Here is a 19,782-nt window from a genome sequence, read left to right as displayed (position 1 = left end):
GTCGGTGTCACTCAACCTCTGAAGAGGCCCACGTCACGATGTGACGTGGGCCTCTTTTGGTGGCTCATCACTGGCCGATCATTTCTCGTATCGTGGAAGATGTTTTCCGAAGTCGCACGCTTCGGTGCGGCCCCGGTGAACAAAAAGTCCGCAATCCGGGGCGGCTACCGCGTACTCGGCGGTAGGTGCGACGATCGGACGGCACAATTTCGCGACACGGTGAAAGCAGAGGAAGTCCGCCATGGCAACGGCGCCCAGCGTCTCCTACTCGATGACCATCCGGCTGGAGGTGCCCGCGAGCGGAACCGCCGTCTCGCAGCTCACCACCGCCGTGGAGTCCTCCGGAGGCTCGGTCACCGGCCTCGACGTCACCGCGTCCGGACACGAGAAGCTCCGTATCGACGTCACCATCGCGGCCAGCTCCACCGCGCACGCCGACGAGATCGTGGCCAAGCTGCGCACCATCGAGGGCGTCACCCTCGGCAAGGTCTCCGACCGTACGTTCCTGATGCACCTCGGCGGCAAGATCGAGATGGCGTCGAAGCATCCCATCCGCAACCGTGACGACCTCTCCATGGTCTACACGCCGGGTGTCGCCCGGGTCTGCATGGCCATCGCCGAGAACCCCGAGGACGCCCGCCGGCTGACCATCAAGCGCAACTCCGTCGCGGTCGTCACCGACGGCTCAGCGGTCCTCGGCCTCGGCAACATCGGCCCCAAGGCCGCGCTGCCGGTCATGGAGGGCAAGGCGGCCCTGTTCAAGCGGTTCGCCGGTATCGACGCCTGGCCGATCTGCCTGGACACCCAGGACACCGACGCGATCGTCGAGATCGTCAAGGCCATCGCCCCCGGCTTCGCGGGCATCAACCTGGAGGACATCTCCGCCCCCCGCTGCTTCGAGATCGAGGCCCGGCTGCGCGAGGCCCTGGACATCCCCGTCTTCCACGACGACCAGCACGGCACCGCCATCGTCGTGCTCGCCGCGCTCACCAACGCGCTGCGCGTGACCGGCAAGCCCATCGACGGCATCCGGGTCGTCATGTCCGGCGCCGGAGCGGCCGGTACGGCCATCCTGAAGCTGCTGCTCGCGGCGGGCGTGAAGAACGCCGTCGTCGCCGACATCCACGGCGTGGTGCACGCCGGACGCGCCGACCTGGTGGACGCCGCCCCCGACTCGGCGCTGCGCTGGATCGCCGACAACACCAACCCCGAGAACCTGACGGGCACTCTGAAGGAGGCCGTGCGCGGCGCCGACGTCTTCATCGGCGTCTCCGCCCCGAACGTCCTCGACGGCACCGACGTGGCCGGCATGGCGGAGGGCGCGATCGTGTTCGCGCTCGCGAATCCGGACCCCGAGGTCGACCCGGCAATCGCCCGTCAGACGGCGGCCGTTGTGGCCACCGGGCGCTCGGACTTCCCCAACCAGATCAACAACGTGCTGGTGTTCCCGGGTGTGTTCCGCGGTCTGCTGGACGCGCAGTCCCGCACCGTCAACACCGACATGATGCTCGCGGCCGCGAAGGCGCTGGCGGATGTGGTGACCGAGGACGAGCTGAACCCCAACTACATCATCCCGAGCGTCTTCAACGACAAGGTCGCGGGCGCGGTGGCCGGCGCGGTGCGGGACGCCGCGAAGGCCGCCGGAGCGGCCGCGCACCACAACTCGGGCGTCTGACCGGACGTGACGATCGCCACGGCAAGCCCTTGTCGCGGCGCGTCGTGGAACCGCGGGCCCGGGAGAGCCGTTTATCGTGACGGCCAGGCTCGGGCCCGCCCTTCGTGTGACCCCCAAGGGTGTTCTCACGGCTCGGACGGGTGCCGGATTGGCTTTCCCGCCGCAGGTAGGGGCAGGATGCGTCTCTGGGCGCGAGCGTCTGGCGGACCGGACCCGGGTCCGGGGACTGTCCGAGGACCCTGGCAGCATCGACTTTCGCTGTGCCCGATATGCGGCTCCGCCGCGTGGCACGCCTCAATGGCAAGAAGAACACGGGAGTAACAACATGAACCGCAGTGAGCTGGTGGCCGCGCTGGCCGACCGCGCCGAGGTGACCCGCAAGGACGCCGACGCCGTGCTGGCCGCGTTCGCCGAGACCGTCGGCGAGATCGTCGCCAAGGGCGACGAGAAGGTCACCATCCCTGGCTTCCTGACCTTCGAGCGCACCCACCGTGCCGCTCGCACCGCGCGCAACCCGCAGACCGGCGACCCGATCCAGATCCCGGCCGGCTACAGCGTGAAGGTCTCCGCGGGCAGCAAGCTCAAGGAAGCCGCCAAGGGTAAGTAAGCGCTCCGCTCTGAGCGCCGGGAACTGCTCGCCGTAGGGGCGGGACGCCGTCGCTGTCCGCGGGCCCCTTGTGGCTGGTCGCGTCCACGCGGCGGAGCCGCAGATCGATACGGCCCGCGCCCCTCAGGGGGTTGAGCCAAACGCGTATGGGGCGGTCACCCGAGTTCGGGTGACCGCCCCATCGGCGTTTTTTTGACGGGCTGTTATCCCAGCGCCTTGCCCGGGAGTTCGACCTTCGCGCCCAGTTCCACGAGCTTCTCCATGAAGTTCTCGTAGCCGCGGTTGATGAGGTCGATGCCGTGGACGCGGGAGGTGCCCTGGGCCGCCAGCGCCGCGATCAGGTAGGAGAAGCCGCCGCGCAGATCGGGGATGACGAGGTCGGCGCCCTGGAGCTTGGTGGGGCCCGAGACCACCGCGGAGTGCAGGAAGTTGCGCTGGCCGAAGCGGCAGTCGGAGCCGCCCAGGCACTCGCGGTAGAGCTGGATGTGGGCGCCCATCTGGTTCAGCGCGGAGGTGAAGCCGAGCCGGGACTCGTAGACCGTCTCGTGGATGATGGACAGGCCCGTCGCCTGGGTCAGCGCCACCACCAGCGGCTGCTGCCAGTCGGTCTGGAAGCCGGGGTGCACGTCCGTCTCCAGCGCGATGGACTTCAACTGGCCGCCGGGGTGCCAGAACCGGATGCCCTCGTCGTCGATCTCGAAGGCACCGCCCACCTTCCGGTAGGTGTTCAGGAACGTCATCATCGAGCGCTGCTGGGCGCCGCGGACGTAGATGTTGCCCTCGGTGGCGAGCGCCGCGGACGCCCAGGAGGCGGCCTCCAGGCGGTCGGGGAGGGCACGGTGGGTGTAGCCGCCGAGCTTGTCGACACCGGTGACCCGGATCGTGCGGTCGGTGTCCATCGCGATGATGGCGCCCATCTTCTGGAGCACGCAGATCAGGTCCTCGATCTCCGGCTCCACCGCGGCGTTGGACAGCTCGGTGACGCCCTCCGCCAGGACGGCGGTCAGCAGCACCTGCTCGGTCGCGCCGACCGAGGGGTAGGGCAGCCGGATCTTCGTGCCGCGCAGCCGCTGCGGGGCCTCCAGGTACTGGCCGTCCGCGCGCTTCTCGATGGTCGCGCCGAACTGCCGCAGCACCTCGAAGTGGAAGTCGATGGGCCGGCCGCCGATGTCGCAGCCGCCGAGGCCCGGGATGAACGCGTGCCCGAGCCGGTGCAGCAGCGGACCGCACAGCAGGATCGGGATACGGCTGGATCCCGCGTGGGCATCGATGTCAGCGACGTTCGCGCTTTCCACGTGCGAGGGGTCCATCACCAGCTCGCCGGGCTCGTCGCCCGGACGGACCGTCACTCCGTGCAGTTGGAGCAGCCCGCGCACGACCCGGACGTCACGGATGTCCGGAACATTGCGCAGCCGGCTTGGCTCACTGCCCAGCAGTGCGGCGACCATGGCCTTCGGTACGAGGTTCTTCGCACCGCGGACACGGATCTCGCCCTCCAGCGGGGTTCCGCCGTGGACAAGCAGGACATCGTCGTTGACGGTCATGTATCTCGCGTTCCGATGAGTGGGGCAGGGGCCGAGGAAACAGGGTAATCGCCGCGCACCCCCCTTCAGTAAGCCCAAGGACGGCCCAGAAACGTCATAGCTGTGTCACAACACGAACCGTTCCTCACCGGGTACGACCAGTCACCGTGAGGGGAGTGCGCCGGGGGCGTGCCGTGCGGCGCTGAGCTGCGTTCACTCCCTTAACCGGATTGCCTCCCCACACCGGGGCAAGATGCGGGATCATGTCTGCCATGACCGAGGTGTCCTCGCTCACAGGGCGGCTGCTCGTGGCCACGCCCGCCCTGGCGGACCCGAACTTCGACCGTGCGGTGGTGCTCCTCCTCGACCACGACGAGAAGGGCTCGCTCGGCGTCGTCCTGAACCGTCCGACCCCGGTGGACGTGGGCGACATCCTGGAGGGCTGGGCGGATCTCACGGGTGAGCCGGGGGTCGTCTTCCAGGGCGGACCGGTCTCCCTGGACTCCGCGCTGGGGGTCGCCGTCATCCCGGGCGGGGCGGGCGGCGAGAGCGCACCGCTGGGCTGGCACCGGGTGCACGGCGCGATCGGCCTGGTGGACCTGGAGGCGCCGCCCGAACTGCTCGCCTCCGCGCTCGGCTCGCTGCGGATCTTCGCCGGGTACGCGGGCTGGGGGCCCGGCCAGCTGGAGGACGAGCTGGTGGAGGGGGCCTGGTACGTGGTGGAGTCGGAGCCCGGGGACGTCTCCTCGCCGGAGCCGGAGAGACTGTGGCGGGAGGTCCTGCGCCGCCAGCGCAGTGAGCTGGCGATGGTCGCCACGTATCCGGACGACCCTTCGCTCAACTGAGACGTGTGAGCTTCAGTACTCTGGTTGTTATGAGCACTCTTGAGCCCGAGCGCGGGACTGGTACGGGGACCCTCGTAGAGCCGACGCCGCAGGTGTCCCACGGCGACGGCGACCACGAGCGCTTCGCCCACTACGTCCAGAAGGACAAGATCATGGCGAGCGCCCTCGACGGGACTCCCGTCGTGGCGCTGTGCGGCAAGGTCTGGGTGCCCGGCCGCGATCCGAAGAAGTACCCCGTGTGTCCCATGTGCAAGGAGATCTACGAGTCCATGGGCTCCGGCGGCGACGACAAGGGCAAGGGCGGCGACAAGAAGTAATCCCCTTACGTCCGACGTTCACGAAGGCCCTCTGGGCGCACGCATCGGTGCGCCCAGAGGGCCTTCGTGTGTCACGAAGTGGTTGAGACCTCTTGTGGGTGCATTGGGGTTGTCCCTAGCCTCCGTTGTGCAGAGCAGAACAGCCATTGCACATGCTGCAACGCACGGAGGAATGCTCCATGAAGCTCCCCGCTCGACTGGCCGTGCTCCTCGCCGTCACGGTCGCCACCGCCTGCGCCCCCCAGACGTCCGACAACTCCGCCTCCGACAAGGACGAACAGACCGGCACCCTCAGGGTCTGGCTCTTCCAGGAGGTCAGCAACAAGCCCAAGGAGAAGGTGGTCGACTCCGTCCTCGCCGCCTTCGAGAAGGACCACGAGGACACCGACGTCACCGTCGAGTACATCCCCGTCGAGACCCGCGCCCAGCGCATCAAGGCCGCCTTCAACGACCCCAAGAGCGCCCCCGACCTCATCGAGTACGGCAACACCGACACCGCCGGCTATGTGAAGGACGGCGGACTGCTCGACATCACGGAGGAGTTCGGCGCCTGGTCCGAGGCCAAGGACACCGACCCGACCGCGAAGCAGTCGGTCACCGTGGACGGCAAGGTCTACGGCGCCCCGTACTTCGTCGGCGTGCGCGCCCTGTACTACCGCACCGACCTCTTCGAGAAGCACGACATCGAGGTGCCCAGAACCCAGGCCGAACTGATCGCCGCCGCCAAGGAGATACGGGCCGCCGAGCCCGGCCTGTACGGACTCGCGGTCGGCGGCGCCTACACCTACGGCGCGATGCCCTTCGTCTGGGCGCACGGCGGCGAACTCGCCACCGGCAAGGGCGGTTCGTACGCCTCCGCCATCGACAGCCCCGCCGCGCAGAAGGGCATCAAGGCCTACACCTCGCTCTTCGGCGACGACAACTGTCCCGCCGAGACCTGCGCCGGCATGGGCGGCAACGACACCGTGACCGCGTTCGCCTCCGGCAAGGCGGCCATGGCGATCGGCGGCGACTTCAGCCACGCGGCCGTGGAGGCGGGCAAGGTCAAGGGCAAGTACGCGGTCGTCCCGCTGCCCGGGGTGAAGGAGGGCGGGATCGCCCCCGCGTTCGCGGGTGGCAACAACATTGGTGTGCTGAAGAGCACCTCGCACCGCACGCTCGCCGTCGACCTGATGCAGCGGCTGGCGTCCAAGAAGACCCAGGCGTCGATGTTCGACGCGATGGGCTTCCTGCCGACCTTCTCCGACGTGCGCCAGGAGGTGGCCGCCAAGGAGCCGTTCGTGAAGCCGTTCGTCGAGACCCTCGGCGCGGGGACCAAGTTCGTCCCGGCCTCGCCCGCCTGGTCGCAGATCGACTCCTCGCTGGTGCTGCCGACGATGTTCCAGGAGATCGTCAGCGGCAAGAAGTCGGTGGAAGCGGCATCGAAAGACGCGGCGAAGAAGATGAACGACGCCTTCGCGACCCTCGGATGACCTCCGTGACCCACGGCAAGTCCTGGACCCCCTGGCTCTATCTCGCCCCGGCGCTCGTCGTCCTCGGCGGACTGCTCGCCTACCCGATCTACCAGCTCGGCCTGATCTCCCTCTTCCACTACACCCAGGCCCAGGTCAGTGGAGGGGAGCCGACCACCTTCGAGGGATTCGGCAACTACGCCGAGCTGTTCGGGGACTCCCAGTTCTGGGAGGTGCTGCTGGCGACGGTGCTGTTCGCCGCGGCCTGCGTCCTCTCCACGCTCGCCGTCGGCTGCGCGCTCGCGGTGCTGCTCACCCGGGTGCGTGCCGTGCCGCGGCTCGCGCTGATGCTGGCGGCGCTCGGGGCCTGGGCCACCCCGGCCGTCACCGGCTCCACGGTCTGGCTGTTCCTCTTCGACCCCGACTTCGGCCCGGTCAACCGGGTGCTGGGCCTCGGTGACCACTCCTGGACGTACGGGCGGCTCAGCGCCTTCTTCCTGGTGCTGCTCGAAGTGGTCTGGTGCTCCTTCCCGTTCGTGATGGTCACCGTCTACGCCGGGATCCGGGCCGTGCCCGCGGAGGTGCTGGAGGCCGCCTCGCTGGACGGCGCCTCGCAGTGGCGGATCTGGCGGTCGGTGCTCGCGCCGATCCTGCGGCCCATCCTCGTGGTGGTCACCATCCAGTCGGTCATCTGGGACTTCAAGGTCTTCACGCAGATCTACGTCATGACCAACGGCGGCGGTATCGCCGGACAGAACCTGGTGCTCAATGTCTACGCCTACCAGAAGGCGTTCGCGTCCTCGCAGTACAGCCTCGGCTCGGCGATCGGCGTGGTGATGCTGCTGATCCTGCTCGTCGTGACGCTTGCGTACCTGCGACTGCTGCGGCGCCAGGGGGAGGAGCTGTGAATCTTCTGCGCGGCCTGGTGGCCCGTCCGTGGCGGTTCGCCGCGGAGACGACGGCGCTGCTGATCGCGGTGGTGGTCGCCTTCCCGCTGTACTGGATGGTGCTCGGTGCCTTCAAGCCCGCGGGGGAGATCGAGTCGACCGAGCCGCGGCCCTGGACGACGGCGCCCACGCTGGACTCCTTTCGGCGCGTGTTCGAGCAGCAGGAATTCGGTCGGTATTTCGTCAACAGCCTTGTCGTGGCGGGCACGGTGGTGGTCGCCTCGGCGCTTGTCGCGTTTCTCGCGGCGACCGCCGTGACGCGATTCAGGTTCCGCTTCCGGACCACCTTGTTGATCATGTTTCTGGTGGCTCAGATGGTGCCCGTGGAAGCCCTCACGATCCCCTTGTTCTTCCTCATGCGGGACGCCGGTCAGCTCAACACGCTGGGTTCGCTGATCCTGCCGCACATCGCCTTCTCGCTGCCGTTCGCGATCTGGATGCTGCGCGGTTTCGTGAAAGCGGTTCCGGAGTCCCTGGAGGAGGCCGCGTACCTCGACGGAGCGAGCCGGACGCGATTCCTGTGGCAGATCCTTTTCCCGCTCGTGCTGCCCGGTCTGGTGGCCACGAGCGTGTTTTCCTTCATCTCCGCCTGGAACGACTTCCTCTTCGCCAAGTCGTTCATCATCAGTGACACTTCGCAGTCGACACTGCCGATGGCGCTGCTGGTCTTCTACAAGCCGGACGAGCCGGACTGGGGCGGCGTGATGGCCGCCTCGACGGTGATGACGATTCCGGTGCTGGTGTTCTTCGTACTCGTACAGCGACGCCTGGTCTCGGGACTGGGCGGAGCGGTAAAGGACTGACGACATGGGCTTCGACGAAGTGATCCCGGCTCCGGGGAGGGCGTGGTGGTCGCCGGTGGATCAGGGCGCATTTGTCCTGGACCCCGGGACCGTCCTGCACGCCGGCCCCGGCACCGAGCGTGTGGCGCACTGGCTGCGCTCCACGGTGGGCGCCGCGACCGGGCTGCTCCTCGCCGAAGGACGCGGTGACCACGGCATCGAGCTGGGGCTCGACCCCGGGCTCGGGCCGGAGGCGTACCGGCTCGACGTGACCGGGCAGGGCATCCGCGTCCGCGGCGGCGACCCGGCCGGGGTGTTCTGGGGCGCGCAGACCCTGCGTCAGCTGCTCGGCCCCGAGGCGTTCCGGCGGGCGCCCGTCGATCCCGGCCGCCGGGAATGGCCGGTACCGCTGGGCACCGTCGAGGACCGGCCCCGATTCCGCTGGCGCGGTCTGATGCTCGATGTGGCCCGCCACTTCATGCCCAAGGACGGGGTGCTGCGCTACCTGGATCTGATGGCCGCGCACAAACTCAACGTCCTGCACCTGCACTTGACCGACGACCAGGGCTGGCGGATCGAGATCAGGAAGTACCCGCGGCTCACGGAGACCGGATCCTGGCGGTCGCGCACGAAATTCGGCCACCGCGCCTCACCGCTGTGGGAGGAGAAGCCGCACGGCGGTCACTACACCCAGGACGACATCCGCGAGATCGTCGCCTACGCCGCCGAGCGGCATATCACCGTCGTCCCCGAAATCGACATCCCGGGACACTCGCAGGCCGCCATCGCCGCGTACCCGGAACTCGGCAACACCGACGTCATCGACACCGCCTCCCTGACCGTCTGGGACACCTGGGGAATCTCTCCGAACGTACTCGCCCCCACTGACAACACCCTGCGCTTCTACGAGGGGGTGTTCGAGGAACTCCTGGAGCTGTTCCCGTCGGAGTTCGTCCATGTCGGCGGCGACGAATGCCCGAAGGAGCAGTGGCGGCAGTCCCCGGTGGCGCAGGCGCGCATCAAGGAACTCGGGCTCGCGGACGAGGACGGACTCCAGGCGTGGTTCATCGCCCACTTCGACAAGTGGCTCTCCGCGCGCGGGCGGCGGCTCATCGGGTGGGACGAGATCCTGGAGGGCGGGCTCGCCAAGGGCGCGGCCGTCTCCTCCTGGCGCGGGTACGCGGGCGGGATCGCCGCCGCGCGGGCCGGCCACGACGTCGTCATGTGCCCCGAGCAGCACGTCTACTTGGACCACCGGCAGGCGCCGGGCGAGGACGAACCGGTGCCGATCGGCTACGTCCGCACCCTTGAGGACGTCTATCGGTTCGAGCCCGTTCCACCCGAGTTGACCGAACCCGAGGCGCGGCACGTCCTGGGCACCCAGGCCAATGTGTGGACGGAGGTGATGGAGGACCCCGCGCGGGTGGACTACCAGGTGTTCCCGCGACTTTCGGCCTTCGCCGAAGTGGCGTGGAGTCACCTGCCCGCCCCACGGGAACGGGAGTTCATCGGCTTCCAGCGGCGGATGGTGGCCCACTACGCCCGCCTCGACGCCCTCGGCGTCGCCTACCGCCCGCACACCGGACCGCGCCCCTGGCAGCGGCGGCCCGGTGTGCTCGGACGGCCGCTGGAGGGGCCGCCCCCGAACAGGTAACCGCCGGAGGGGCCGCCCCGAACAGGTAACGGAAAAACCCCGGCAGATCACCGAAGAGTGGCAAATTCGTGCGCACCGGCGAACCCGTGCGAAAACGGACTATCTCCCCGGTGAAGTGGGCGAATGCCTCCTAGCGGACCCCCGCGTTCGGCCTCGGCGAAGATGTGCCAGAGTTGCCACGTCCGCCCTGTCAGCACGTACCGTACGGCAGCAACAGGTGGGACCAGGTGGGGCAGCGGGAAGGGGCAGCCGGTTTGACCACGCACGCACCGCAGGCGGCGCAGGCCGTCACGCTGCCCGCGACGCTGGACGAGGCCGTCGCGGCGCTCACCGCCATGCCCGCGGCCGTTCCGGTCGCCGGGGGCACGGACCTGATGGCCGCCGTCAACTCCGGGCAGCTCAGGCCCGCCGCGCTGGTGGGCCTCGGCCGGATCAGCGAGATCCGCGGCTGGCAGTACCAGGACGGGCACGCGCTGCTCGGCGCCGGGCTCACCCATGCCCGTATGGGCCGCCCCGACTTCGCCGCACTGATCCCCGCGCTCGCCGCCTCCGCGCGGGCCGCCGGTCCGCCGCAGATCCGCAACGCCGGCACCCTCGGCGGCAACATCGCCACCGCGGCGCCCACCGGCGACGCGCTGCCGGTGCTGGCCGCCCTGGAGGCCACGCTGATCATCGCCGGGCCCGGCGGCGCCCGCCGGGAGATCCCGGTGTCGCACCTGCTGGCGGGCGTGGAGATGCTGCGGCCCGGTGAACTCATCGGCTACGTACGCGTGCCGCTGCTGCACGCCCCCCAGGTCTTCCTCAAGGCGACCGGCCGCACCGGACCCGGGCGCTCCATGGCCTCCGTCGCGCTGGTCCTCGACCCCGCGCGGCGGGGTGTGCGGTGCGCCGTCGGCGCCATAGCGCCGATGCCGCTCAGGCCCCTGGACGCCGAGCAGTGGGTCGCGCAGCTCATCGACTGGGACAACGACCGCGCCATCGTCCCGGAGGCGCTGACCGCCTTCGGCGAGTACGTCGCCGCGGCCTGCATTCCCGACCCGGTACCGGCCGAGGACGGCTCCGTCGAGCCGCTCCCGCCCGCCGTACTGCACCTGCGGCGCACCGTCGCCGCGCTGGCCCGACGAGCACTGGGGAGGGCGCTGTCGTGACCGACGACCGGCACCAGGAGGGCCGCCCCGCAGGGCGCCGGCCGCTGGGACCCGCTGCCCCAGGGCGACTACGACGACGGCGCCACCGCCTTCGTGCAGCTTCCCGAGGGCGGCATGGACGCGCTGCTGGCCTCCGCGGACAGCCCGCTGGCCGCGCCCGGTCACGGCTATGTGCCGCCGCCCATAACGGTCACGCCCGCCACCACCGCGGGCACCGACCCGGCGGCCACCGGCACCTGGGCGATGCCGTCGGGCGGTGTGCAGTGGCCGGACGCGAACGCGAACCCGCAGGGCGAGGAGACCGGGAACGACCGGTTCACGTACAACCCCGGCGCCACCGGGCAGTGGACCTTCGAGGACGCGGCGGGCTCCGCGAGCGCGCCCGGCCACGATGTCACCGGAGAGTGGTCGATCCCCGTCGCCGGGGGGGACCTTCCGGACGAATCGGGCGAGTTCACCACCTCGTCGCTGGTCGAGCAGTGGAGTGGCGGCACCCCGCCCCCGACCCTGCCCGGCGGCGCGCCCGCGCCCTGGGCGACGCAGCAGGAAGGTGCTGGTCGGCCCGGCGAGTCGGATCAACCGGCGCCGCCCGCGCAGGCGATCGGCGAGCCGTGGGGGCGTCCGCCGGAGAAGCCCGCGGAGCCGGAGGGCCCGGCCGACGGCGGTTCGGACGCCCCGGCGGAGGCCCAGGAGACTCCTGAGGGGCCCTCAGAGGCCGAGCGGAGGGCCGCGGAGGCCGCTGAGGCGGACGGGGCCGCCGAGGGGGACCAGGAGGCGGAGAAGGCCGCGCAGGCCGCCGCCGAGGACGTCACCGAGGCCGCCGCCGAGGACGCTTCGGAGTCGCCGGAGGAGCCCGCTCCCTCGCTGCCCGGTGAGGAACACCCCCTCGCCTCCTACGTCCTGCGGGTCAACGGCGTCGACCGGCCCGTCACGGACGCCTGGATCGGCGAGTCGCTGCTGTACGTGCTGCGCGAGCGGCTCGGGCTCGCGGGCGCCAAGGACGGCTGCTCGCAGGGCGAGTGCGGGGCGTGCAACGTCCAGGTCGACGGACGGCTCGTCGCCTCCTGCCTGGTGCCCGCGGTGACCGCGGCGGGCAGCGAGGTGCGCACCGTCGAGGGCCTCGCCGTCGACGGACAGCCCTCCGACGTGCAGCGCGCCCTGGCCCGCTGTGGCGCCGTCCAGTGCGGCTTCTGCGTACCCGGCATGGCGATGACCGTGCACGACCTGCTGGAGGGCAACCCCGCCCCCACCGACCTGGAGACCCGCCAAGCGCTCTGCGGCAACCTGTGCCGCTGCTCCGGCTACCGGGGTGTCGTCCAGGCGGTCAAGGAGGTCGTCGCCGAACGCGAGGCGCACAGCGCGGCCGAGGCGGACGCCGACGAGGCCCGCATCCCGCACCAGGCCGGCCCGGGCGCGGGCGGAGTCCACCCCTCCGCCCTCACCCCCGAGCCCCCGCACGACCAGCAGTACGGCCAGGACGGAGGCCAGGCGTGAGCAAGCGACTCGCTCCCGCGCGGGCAGCCGTCTTCGCCGCGGCTCTTGAGGCCTCGCACGATCGGCAGTGCGGCCACGGGCGGGGCGCGCGCAGGGCAGCCGCCCTCGCCCCGGCCCTTCGGACCCCGCACGACCAGCAGTACGGCCAGGACGGAGGCCAGGCGTGAGCACGCGACTCGCTCCCGCGCGGGCAGCCGCCCTCGCCCCGGCCCTTCGGCCCCCGCACCACCAGCAGTACGGCCAGGACGGAGGCCAGGCGTGAGTAATGAAGCCGTCACCGCGCCCACTCCGGCGGACGCGGCGCCCGCCCCCGAGGCGATTCCGCACGGGCTCGGCGCGTCGCTGCCGGCGTCCGACACGCGCGCGAAGACCGAGGGAACCTTCCCCTACGCCGCCGACCTGTGGGCCGAGGGCCTGCTGTGGGCGGCCGTGCTGCGCTCGCCGCACCCGCACGCGCGCATCGTGTCGATCGACACCACCCACGCGCGGGAGATGCCCGGCGTGCGCGCGGTGATCACGCACGAGGACGTCCCCGGCGCCCCGCTGCACGGCCGCGGCAGGGCCGACCGCCCGGTCTTCGCCTCCGAGATCGTGCGCCACCACGGCGAGCCCATCGCCGCCGTCGCCGCCGACCATCCCGACACCGCGCGGATGGCCGCGGCGGCCGTCATGGTCGAGTACGAGGTGCTCGACCCGGTCACCGACCCCGAGCAGGCCTTCGAGGCCGAGCCGCTGCACCCCGACGGCAACCTGATCCGGCACATCCCGCTGCGCCACGGCGACCCCGACGCGGCCGGCGACATCGTGGTCGAGGGCCTGTACCGCATCGGCCGCCAGGACCCGGCGCCCATCGGTGCCGAGGCCGGACTCGCCGTGCCCCGCCCCGACGGCGGAGTCGAGCTGTACCTGGCCTCCACCGACCCGCACGCCGACCGCGACCGGGCCGCCGCCTGCTTCGGCCTCGCCCCCGACCGCGTCAAGATCGTCGTCACCGGTGTCCCCGGTGCCACCGCCGACCGCGAGGACCCCGGCTTCCAGCTCCCGCTCGGCCTGCTGGCCCTGCGCACCGGCTGCCCGGTGAAGCTGACGGCCACCCGCGAGGAGTCCTTCCTCGGCCACGCCCACCGGCACCCGACCCTGCTGCGCTACCGCCACCACGCGGACGCCGAGGGCAAGCTGGTGAAGGTCGAGGCGCAGATCCTGCTGGACGCGGGCGCCTACGCGGACACCTCCGCCGAGGCCCTGGCCGCCGCCGTCTCCTTCGCCTGCGGCCCCTACGTCGTCCCGAACGCCTTCATCGAGGGCTGGGCGGTACGCACCAACAACCCGCCCTCCGGCCACGTACGCGGCGAGGGCGCCATGCAGGTCGCCGCCGCCTACGAGGCGCAGATGGACAAGCTGGCCAAGAAGCTCGGCGTCGACCCGGCCGAACTGCGCCTGCGCAATGTGCTGGCCACCGGCGACGTGCTGCCCACCGGGCAGACCGTGACCTGCCCGGCGCCGGTCGCCGAACTCCTCCAGGCGGTCCGGGACTTCCCGCTGCCGCCGCTGCCCAAGGACACCCCGGAGGACGAGTGGCTGCTGCCCGGCGGCCCCGAGGGCGCGGGCGAACCGGGCGCGGTGCGCCGGGGCGTGGGCTACGGGCTCGGCATGGTGCACATGCTGGGCGCCGAGGGCGCCGACGAGGTGTCCACGGCGACGGTCAAGGTGCAGGGCGGCGTCGCGACCGTGCTGTGCGCGGCGGTGGAGACCGGTCAGGGCTTCACCACGCTGGCCCGCCAGATCGTCCAGGAGACCCTCGGCATCGACGAGGTCCATGTGGCCCCCGTCGACACCGACCAGCCCCCGGCGGGCGCGAGCTGCCGGGGCCGGCACACCTGGGTGTCGGGCGGCGCGGTGGAGCGCGCGGCGAAGATGGTCCGCACCCAGCTCCTCCAGCCGCTCGCGCACAAGTTCGGCATGTCCACCGAGCTGCTCCAGATCACCGACGGCAAGATCACCTCGTACGACGGTGTGCTGTCGACCACGGTCACCGAGGCGATGGACGGCAAGGAGCTGTGGGCGACCGCGCAGTGCCGCCCGCACCCCACCGAGCCGCTGAACGAGTCCGGCCAGGGCGACGCCTTCGTGGGCCTGGCGTTCTGCGCGATCCGCGCGGTGGTGGACGTCGACATCGAGCTGGGCTCGATCCGCGTGGTGGAGCTGGCCGTCGCCCAGGACGTGGGCCGGGTGCTCAACCCCGCCCAGCTCGCGGCGCGCATCGAGGCCGGTGTCACGCAGGGCGTCGGTATCGCGCTGACGGAGAACCTGCGCACGGCGCGCGGCTCGATACGGCATCCCGACCTGACCGGGTACGCCCTCCCGACGGCCCTGGACGCCCCCGACATCAGGATCGTGAAGCTGGTGGAGGAACGGGACGTGGTGGCGCCGTTCGGCGCGAAGGCGGTGAGCGCGGTGCCGGTGGTGGCCTCGCCCGCGGCCGTCGCCTCAGCTGTGCGGGCCGCGACGGGCCGTCCGGTGAACCGGCTGCCGATCCGGCCGCAGGCCGCGGTGGTGACGAACGGCACGTGAGCCGCTCGGCGGGCGTTGTCAGTGGTGCGGCGTAATGTTCTGCGGTGTCGGGACATGAACGGGGGGACACCATGATCGGGACGATCGCCGAGCCGGAACCGCGGTGCTGCGGGCGCCTGGTCACCACGCTCGAACTGGTCGCGGGCCCCGACCCGGACCGGCGCGAGGCGTCCGGGCTCGCCGTGTCCGTGCCGCCCCGGCTGCTCGCCGAGGAGTTCGGCCGGGGGAGCGTGATGCGCTTCGAGGACGTCGACTTCCCCGCAGCCCTCACCCACGAACCCACCCGCCGCTTCCTGCGCGAGACGGGCCTGCCGGAGGAACACGCCCTGTTCCGGCTGGACTTGGACACGGTCCTGCCGACGCTGACGGAGTCCCACGCCTGCGACCCGACGGCCGAACTCCCCGCAGACGCCGACCGTTTGATCGTCCTCGGCCACCTGGACGCCCCCAACGTCCTGCTCCTGCACGGCGAAACGGGCACCCTCCACACCTGGACCCCGGCCGCCCCGATACCGCACGCCCTGACCGCGGACGTCTCCGTCCTCGCCTTCGCCCTGTGGCTGCTGCACCGGGACACCGCCGCGCACGCGTGACGGACCCCTGGTCGTAGGACCAAGGTCTGCTCCCGGGACCGACTCCTGACAGGGGTGGTCAGCGGATGCGCACCTTACTCTGGCTCGCATGACCCGCTCCGATTCTCGCGACGCCGCCGTCGCGCACGACACCGAGCCCGCCGTCGGCGCCGGCTCCGCCGAGACCGTGCTCGGCCGGTCCTACCGGGCGCTCAGCATCGGGATCGTCTCCGTCGTGCTGCTGATCGCTTTCGAGGCGACCGCCGTGGGCACGGCCATGCCGGTCGCGGCGCGGGAGCTGGACGGGGTGGAGTTGTACGCGTTCGCGTTCTCGGGTTTCTTCACCACCTCCCTGTTCGGGATGGTGCTCGCGGGCCAGTGGGCGGACCGGCGCGGCCCGATCGGTCCGGTGACCGCGGGGATCGGCGCCTTCGCCGCCGGGCTGCTGCTGGCGGGGACGGCCACCGCGATGTGGGCGTTCGTGCTCGGCCGGGCGGTGCAGGGCCTCGGCGGCGGGCTGGTGATCGTCGCGCTGTACGTGGTGATCGGGCGCGCCTACCCGGAGCGGCTGCGGCCCGCCATCGTGGCCGCCTTCGCCGCGAGCTGGGTGGTGCCGTTCGTGGTCGGGCCGCTCGCCTCCGGGGCGGTCACCGAACACCTCGGCTGGCGGTGGGTGTTCCTGGGCATCCCGGTGCTGGTGCTGCTCCCGCTCGCCCTCGCCCTGCCCCAGATACGGCGCCGGGCGGCCGGACCCGTGGACGGCGCGGACACCTCCTTCGACCGGCGCCGCATCCGCCTCGCCCTCGGTATCTCCCTCGGCGCGGGCCTCCTCCAGTACGCCGCCCAGGACCTGCGCCCGCTGGCCCTGGTGCCCGGTGTGCTGGGCGCCGCGCTGCTCGTCCCGGCCGTCCTCGGCCTCCTGCCGCGCGGCACCTACCGCGCCGCCCGCGGCCTGCCCTCCGTGGTGCTGCTGCGCGGGATCGCCTCGGGCACCTTCATCGGCGCCGAGTCCTTCGTGCCGCTGATGCTGGTCACCCAGCGCGGGCTGTCGCCGACGCTCGCCGGGTTCTCCCTCGCGGCCGGGGGCGTGACCTGGGCGGTGGGCTCCTGGGTGCAGTCCCGGCCGCGCCTTGAGCCGTACCGGGAGCGGCTGACCACGCTGGGCATGGTGCTGGTGGCCGCGGCCATCGCGGCGGCGCCGAGCGTGCTGATCGACTCCGTGCCGGTGTGGACACTGGCGGCGACCTGGGCCGTCGGCTGCTTCGGAATGGGCCTGGTGATCTCCTCCGCCAGCGTGCTCCTGCTGAAGCTGTCCGCCCCGGAGGAGGCCGGCACCAACTCCGCCTCCCTCCAGATCTCCGACGCCCTCTCCAACGTCGTCCTCCTCAGCCTGGTCGGCGCCGCCTTCGCCGCCCTGGGCGGCGGCACCCTCAGCCACACCGCCAGTGCCACCGCCTCCACCCCGGAGGCCTTCGCGGCGGTCTTCCTGCCGATGGCGGCGGTGGCGCTGGCGGGGGTGTGGGTGACGCGGCGGCTCACTCCCGAAACGCGGTGACACCAAGTGGTACCGCGTAGTACCGTCGAAGCATGGCTGGACTGAACCTGCGCTTCACGGAAGAAGAGCTCAACGCCCTGCGCGAGCGGGCCGCCGCGGAAGGCCGCAGCATGCAGGCCTTCGCCCACGACGCGGTGATCGCGGCCATAAACGAACGCTCGCGCCTGTTCAACGAAGCCGCCGAGCATGTGCTGAAGGCCAGTGCTGAGCTGAACCGGAGGCTCGCCTGATGCACTACCTCACCCTGCCCGAGCTGCTGCATCTGGCGAAGCGGCTCGGAGCGGACGAGGTGCGCGATTACGGGTTGCTCGACTCGGCGCTTGCCCGACCGCAGTCGAGCGTGTTCGGACAGGACGCGTACCCGGACGTATGGCAGAAGGCCGCCGCGCTGATGGAATCCTTGGCCCGCAACCGCTCCCTCGTGGACGGGAACAAGCGCATCGCCTGGTACGCCACCTGGGTTTTCCTGCACCTCAACGGGCATCCTCTGGACGCGGAGTTCGACGTGGACGAGGCCGAGCAATTCGTACTGGACGTCTGCCAGGGTGATCTCGACGTCACCAAGATCGCAGCGCAGTTGCCGCGCTTCGCGCGCTGATGTGACGTCGGTCCCACCCCCGAGTGACGCGGCCCCGTCCGCGTGTTGACGCGGGCGGGCGCCGGTAGGGTGACTCGGTCGTCGTACGCAGTCGAGAACCGGAGACCGTGACTACCACCGCCGCCTCCTCCTCCCACCACCTTTCCCCCGCCTTCCCCGGCCGTGCCCCGTGGGGTACCGCCAGCAAGCTGCGCGCCTGGCAGCAGGGGGCGATGGACAAGTACATCCAGGAGCAGCCGCGTGACTTCCTCGCCGTGGCCACCCCGGGCGCGGGCAAGACGACCTTCGCCCTGACGCTCGCCTCATGGCTGCTGCACCACCATGTCGTGCAGCAGGTGACCGTGGTCGCGCCGACCGAGCACCTGAAGAAGCAGTGGGCCGAGGCCGCCGCGCGGATAGGGATCAAGCTGGACCCCGAGTACAGCGCGGGCCCGCTCGGCAAGGACTACCACGGCGTCGCCGTCACCTACGCGGGCGTCGGCGTGCGCCCCATGCTGCACCGCAACCGCGTCGAGCAGCGCAAGACCCTCGTCATCCTCGACGAGATCCACCACGCCGGTGACAGCAAGTCCTGGGGCGAGGCGTGCCTGGAGGCCTTCGAGCCCGCCACCCGGCGGCTCGCGCTGACCGGTACGCCGTTCCGCTCGGACACCAACCCCATCCCCTTCGTCACGTACGAGGAGGACAGTCACGGCATCCGCCGCTCGGCCGCCGACTACACCTACGGCTACGGGCACGCGCTCGCCGACCACGTCGTGCGGCCGGTCATCTTCCTCTCCTACAGCGGCAACATGCGCTGGCGCACCAAGGCCGGTGACGAGATCGCCGCCCGCCTCGGCGAACCGATGACCAAGGACGCCGTCAGCCAGGCCTGGCGCACCGCCCTCGACCCGCGCGGCGAGTGGATGCCGAGCGTGCTGCGCGCCGCCGACCAGCGGCTGACCGAGGTCCGCAAGGCGATCCCCGACGCGGGCGCCCTCGTCATCGCCTCCGACCAGGACTCCGCCCGCGCCTACGCCAAGCTGATCCGCGAGATCACCGGCACCAAGGCGACCCTCGTGCTGTCCGACGACGCGGGCGCGTCCAAGCGGATCGACGAGTTCAGCCAGAACAACGACCGCTGGATGGTCGCCGTCCGCATGGTCTCCGAGGGCGTCGACGTGCCCCGCCTCGCGGTCGGCGTCTACGCCACCACCATCTCCACCCCGCTCTTCTTCGCCCAGGCCGTCGGCCGCTTCGTGCGTTCCCGGCGCCGCGGCGAGACCGCCTCCGTCTTCCTGCCGACCATCCCCGACCTGCTCACCTTCGCCAACGAGATGGAGGTCGAGCGCGACCACGCCCTCGACAAGCCGAAGAAGGAGGGCGAGGAGGACCCGTACGCCGAGTCCGAGAAGGAGATGGAGGAGGCGAACAAGGAGCAGGACGAGGACACCGGCGAGCAGGACATGCTGCCCTTCGAGGCGCTGGAGTCCGACGCCGTCTTCGACCGTGTCCTCTACGACGGCGCCGAGTTCGGTATGCAGGCCCACCCCGGCAGCGAGGAGGAGCAGGACTACCTCGGCATCCCCGGACTGCTGGAGCCCGACCAGGTGCAGCTGCTGCTGCAGAAGCGGCAGGCCCGGCAGATCGCGCACAGCCGCAAGAAGCCGGATGCCGAGGCCGATCTGCTGGAGCTGCCCGCCGAGCGCCGCCCGGTCGTCTCCCACAAGGAGATGATGGAGCTGCGCAAGAAGCTCAACACGATGGTGAGCGCCTACGTCCACCAGAGCGGCAAGCCGCACGGCGTGATCCACACCGAACTGCGCCGGGTGTGCGGCGGCCCGCCGAGCGCCGAGGCCACCGCGGGCCAGCTCCGCCAGCGCATCGCCAAAGTCCAGGAGTGGGCCACGCGCATGCGGTGACGGGGCGATGGCCGGATATGGACAAACAGTGGACAAACACCGGCATGCCTTACCCGTCGGTGCCCGGATTCTGGACGGAGCCTTCCGCTGAGCGAACCCCCTTCGCTAATGTCCCGCTACGCACACGCCCCGTGGCAGCGCC

17 protein-coding genes and 1 pseudogene are annotated in these 19,782 nt (G+C 71.1%); 17 read left to right on the top strand and 1 reads right to left on the bottom strand.

Annotated elements, in window-relative coordinates:
- Positions 1–241 precede the first annotated feature (241 nt).
- Together GA0115233_RS18670 and GA0115233_RS18665 are read left to right on the top strand one after the other, a co-directional pair.
- On the top strand, positions 242–1,675 hold the full coding sequence (locus GA0115233_RS18670; RefSeq protein ID WP_093721382.1) for an NAD-dependent malic enzyme: 1,434 nt from the start codon (positions 242–244) through the stop codon (positions 1,673–1,675).
- Between the two features lie 325 nt (positions 1,676–2,000).
- Positions 2,001–2,282, top strand: a complete 282-nt coding sequence (locus GA0115233_RS18665) for an HU family DNA-binding protein (RefSeq protein ID WP_007382399.1) — start codon at positions 2,001–2,003, stop codon at positions 2,280–2,282.
- Positions 2,283–2,485: 203 nt separating this feature from the next.
- Here GA0115233_RS18665 and murA read toward each other — a convergent pair whose 3' ends face one another.
- Positions 2,486–3,826: a UDP-N-acetylglucosamine 1-carboxyvinyltransferase gene (gene murA, locus GA0115233_RS18660; protein ID WP_093721381.1), complete on the bottom strand. Its 1,341-nt coding sequence runs from the start codon at positions 3,824–3,826 to the stop codon at positions 2,486–2,488.
- Between the two features lie 251 nt (positions 3,827–4,077).
- Between murA and GA0115233_RS18655 the strand changes: the two genes are divergently transcribed.
- From GA0115233_RS18655 to GA0115233_RS18590, 15 genes and pseudogenes are all read left to right on the top strand, one after another.
- A complete protein-coding gene (locus GA0115233_RS18655; protein WP_176711850.1) occupies positions 4,078–4,650 on the top strand; it encodes a YqgE/AlgH family protein in 573 nt (190 codons plus the stop codon).
- A gap of 29 nt (positions 4,651–4,679) precedes the next feature.
- On the top strand, positions 4,680–4,967 hold the full coding sequence (locus tag GA0115233_RS18650; RefSeq protein WP_053665779.1) for a DUF3039 domain-containing protein: 288 nt from the start codon (positions 4,680–4,682) through the stop codon (positions 4,965–4,967).
- A gap of 179 nt (positions 4,968–5,146) precedes the next feature.
- Complete coding sequence (locus GA0115233_RS18645; RefSeq protein ID WP_093721379.1) at positions 5,147–6,439, top strand: extracellular solute-binding protein; 1,293 nt, start codon at positions 5,147–5,149, stop codon at positions 6,437–6,439.
- Entirely contained in the window at positions 6,436–7,326 is an 891-nt protein-coding gene (locus GA0115233_RS18640; RefSeq protein WP_093721378.1) for a carbohydrate ABC transporter permease, read from the top strand. The genes GA0115233_RS18645 and GA0115233_RS18640 overlap by 4 nt, the downstream gene beginning before the upstream one ends.
- The gene (locus GA0115233_RS18635) at positions 7,323–8,168 is read left to right on the top strand and encodes a carbohydrate ABC transporter permease (protein WP_093721377.1); all 846 of its coding nucleotides are present in this window, start codon (positions 7,323–7,325) and stop codon (positions 8,166–8,168) included. The genes GA0115233_RS18640 and GA0115233_RS18635 overlap by 4 nt, the downstream gene beginning before the upstream one ends.
- A gap of 4 nt (positions 8,169–8,172) precedes the next feature.
- The gene (locus GA0115233_RS18630) at positions 8,173–9,801 is read left to right on the top strand and encodes a beta-N-acetylhexosaminidase (protein WP_093721376.1); all 1,629 of its coding nucleotides are present in this window, start codon (positions 8,173–8,175) and stop codon (positions 9,799–9,801) included.
- Between the two features lie 254 nt (positions 9,802–10,055).
- On the top strand, positions 10,056–10,949 hold the full coding sequence (locus GA0115233_RS18625; RefSeq protein WP_093721375.1) for an FAD binding domain-containing protein: 894 nt from the start codon (positions 10,056–10,058) through the stop codon (positions 10,947–10,949).
- Positions 10,946–12,443: pseudogene (locus GA0115233_RS18620) on the top strand (2Fe-2S iron-sulfur cluster-binding protein). Before GA0115233_RS18625 ends, GA0115233_RS18620 begins: the two are co-directional and overlap by 4 nt.
- Complete coding sequence (locus GA0115233_RS41090; RefSeq protein WP_176711845.1) at positions 12,440–12,610, top strand: hypothetical protein; 171 nt, start codon at positions 12,440–12,442, stop codon at positions 12,608–12,610. Before GA0115233_RS18620 ends, GA0115233_RS41090 begins: the two are co-directional and overlap by 4 nt.
- A gap of 91 nt (positions 12,611–12,701) precedes the next feature.
- Positions 12,702–15,014 (top strand): xanthine dehydrogenase family protein molybdopterin-binding subunit, encoded by a 2,313-nt coding sequence (locus tag GA0115233_RS18615; protein WP_093721374.1) that lies wholly within the window; start codon positions 12,702–12,704, stop codon positions 15,012–15,014.
- A gap of 71 nt (positions 15,015–15,085) precedes the next feature.
- Entirely contained in the window at positions 15,086–15,607 is a 522-nt protein-coding gene (locus tag GA0115233_RS18610; protein WP_093721373.1) for an SUKH-4 family immunity protein, read from the top strand.
- A gap of 88 nt (positions 15,608–15,695) precedes the next feature.
- Entirely contained in the window at positions 15,696–17,141 is a 1,446-nt protein-coding gene (locus tag GA0115233_RS18605; RefSeq protein WP_093721372.1) for an MFS transporter, read from the top strand.
- Between the two features lie 32 nt (positions 17,142–17,173).
- The gene (locus GA0115233_RS18600; protein WP_093721371.1) at positions 17,174–17,371 is read left to right on the top strand and encodes a hypothetical protein; all 198 of its coding nucleotides are present in this window, start codon (positions 17,174–17,176) and stop codon (positions 17,369–17,371) included.
- Positions 17,371–17,739 carry a type II toxin-antitoxin system death-on-curing family toxin gene (locus GA0115233_RS18595; protein ID WP_093721370.1) on the top strand — a complete coding sequence of 123 codons (369 nt, stop codon included), beginning with the start codon at positions 17,371–17,373 and terminating at the stop codon, positions 17,737–17,739. Before GA0115233_RS18600 ends, GA0115233_RS18595 begins: the two co-directional genes overlap by 1 nt.
- 107 nt (positions 17,740–17,846) lie before the next feature.
- Positions 17,847–19,640: a DEAD/DEAH box helicase gene (locus GA0115233_RS18590; RefSeq protein WP_093721369.1), complete on the top strand. Its 1,794-nt coding sequence runs from the start codon at positions 17,847–17,849 to the stop codon at positions 19,638–19,640.
- The last annotated feature ends 142 nt before the right edge of the window (positions 19,641–19,782 follow it).

Source organism: Streptomyces sp. DI166 (genome assembly GCF_900091315.1).
GTDB lineage: Bacteria > Actinomycetota > Actinomycetes > Streptomycetales > Streptomycetaceae > Streptomyces > Streptomyces fuscus.
The sequence above is the reverse complement of the archived record's forward strand: the minus strand, read 5'-3'. Positions and strand labels throughout refer to the sequence as shown.

Bases quoted from the DNA above. Each gene is read 5' to 3' on its own strand.
- GA0115233_RS18670 (WP_093721382.1), top strand. From the start codon at position 242: ATGGCAACGGCGCCCAGCGTCTCCTACTCGATGACCATCCGGCTGGAG.
- GA0115233_RS18600 (WP_093721371.1), top strand. From the start codon at position 17,174: ATGGCTGGACTGAACCTGCGCTTCACGGAAGAAGAGCTCAACGCCCTG.
- GA0115233_RS18645 (WP_093721379.1), top strand. From the start codon at position 5,147: ATGAAGCTCCCCGCTCGACTGGCCGTGCTCCTCGCCGTCACGGTCGCC.
- murA (WP_093721381.1), bottom strand. From the start codon at position 3,826: ATGACCGTCAACGACGATGTCCTGCTTGTCCACGGCGGAACCCCGCTG.
- GA0115233_RS18650 (WP_053665779.1), top strand. From the start codon at position 4,680: ATGAGCACTCTTGAGCCCGAGCGCGGGACTGGTACGGGGACCCTCGTA.
- GA0115233_RS18665 (WP_007382399.1), top strand. From the start codon at position 2,001: ATGAACCGCAGTGAGCTGGTGGCCGCGCTGGCCGACCGCGCCGAGGTG.
- GA0115233_RS18595 (WP_093721370.1), top strand. From the start codon at position 17,371: ATGCACTACCTCACCCTGCCCGAGCTGCTGCATCTGGCGAAGCGGCTC.
- GA0115233_RS18610 (WP_093721373.1), top strand. From the start codon at position 15,086: ATGATCGGGACGATCGCCGAGCCGGAACCGCGGTGCTGCGGGCGCCTG.
- GA0115233_RS18605 (WP_093721372.1), top strand. From the start codon at position 15,696: ATGACCCGCTCCGATTCTCGCGACGCCGCCGTCGCGCACGACACCGAG.
- GA0115233_RS18630 (WP_093721376.1), top strand. From the start codon at position 8,173: ATGGGCTTCGACGAAGTGATCCCGGCTCCGGGGAGGGCGTGGTGGTCG.
- GA0115233_RS18655 (WP_176711850.1), top strand. From the start codon at position 4,078: ATGACCGAGGTGTCCTCGCTCACAGGGCGGCTGCTCGTGGCCACGCCC.
- GA0115233_RS18640 (WP_093721378.1), top strand. From the start codon at position 6,436: ATGACCTCCGTGACCCACGGCAAGTCCTGGACCCCCTGGCTCTATCTC.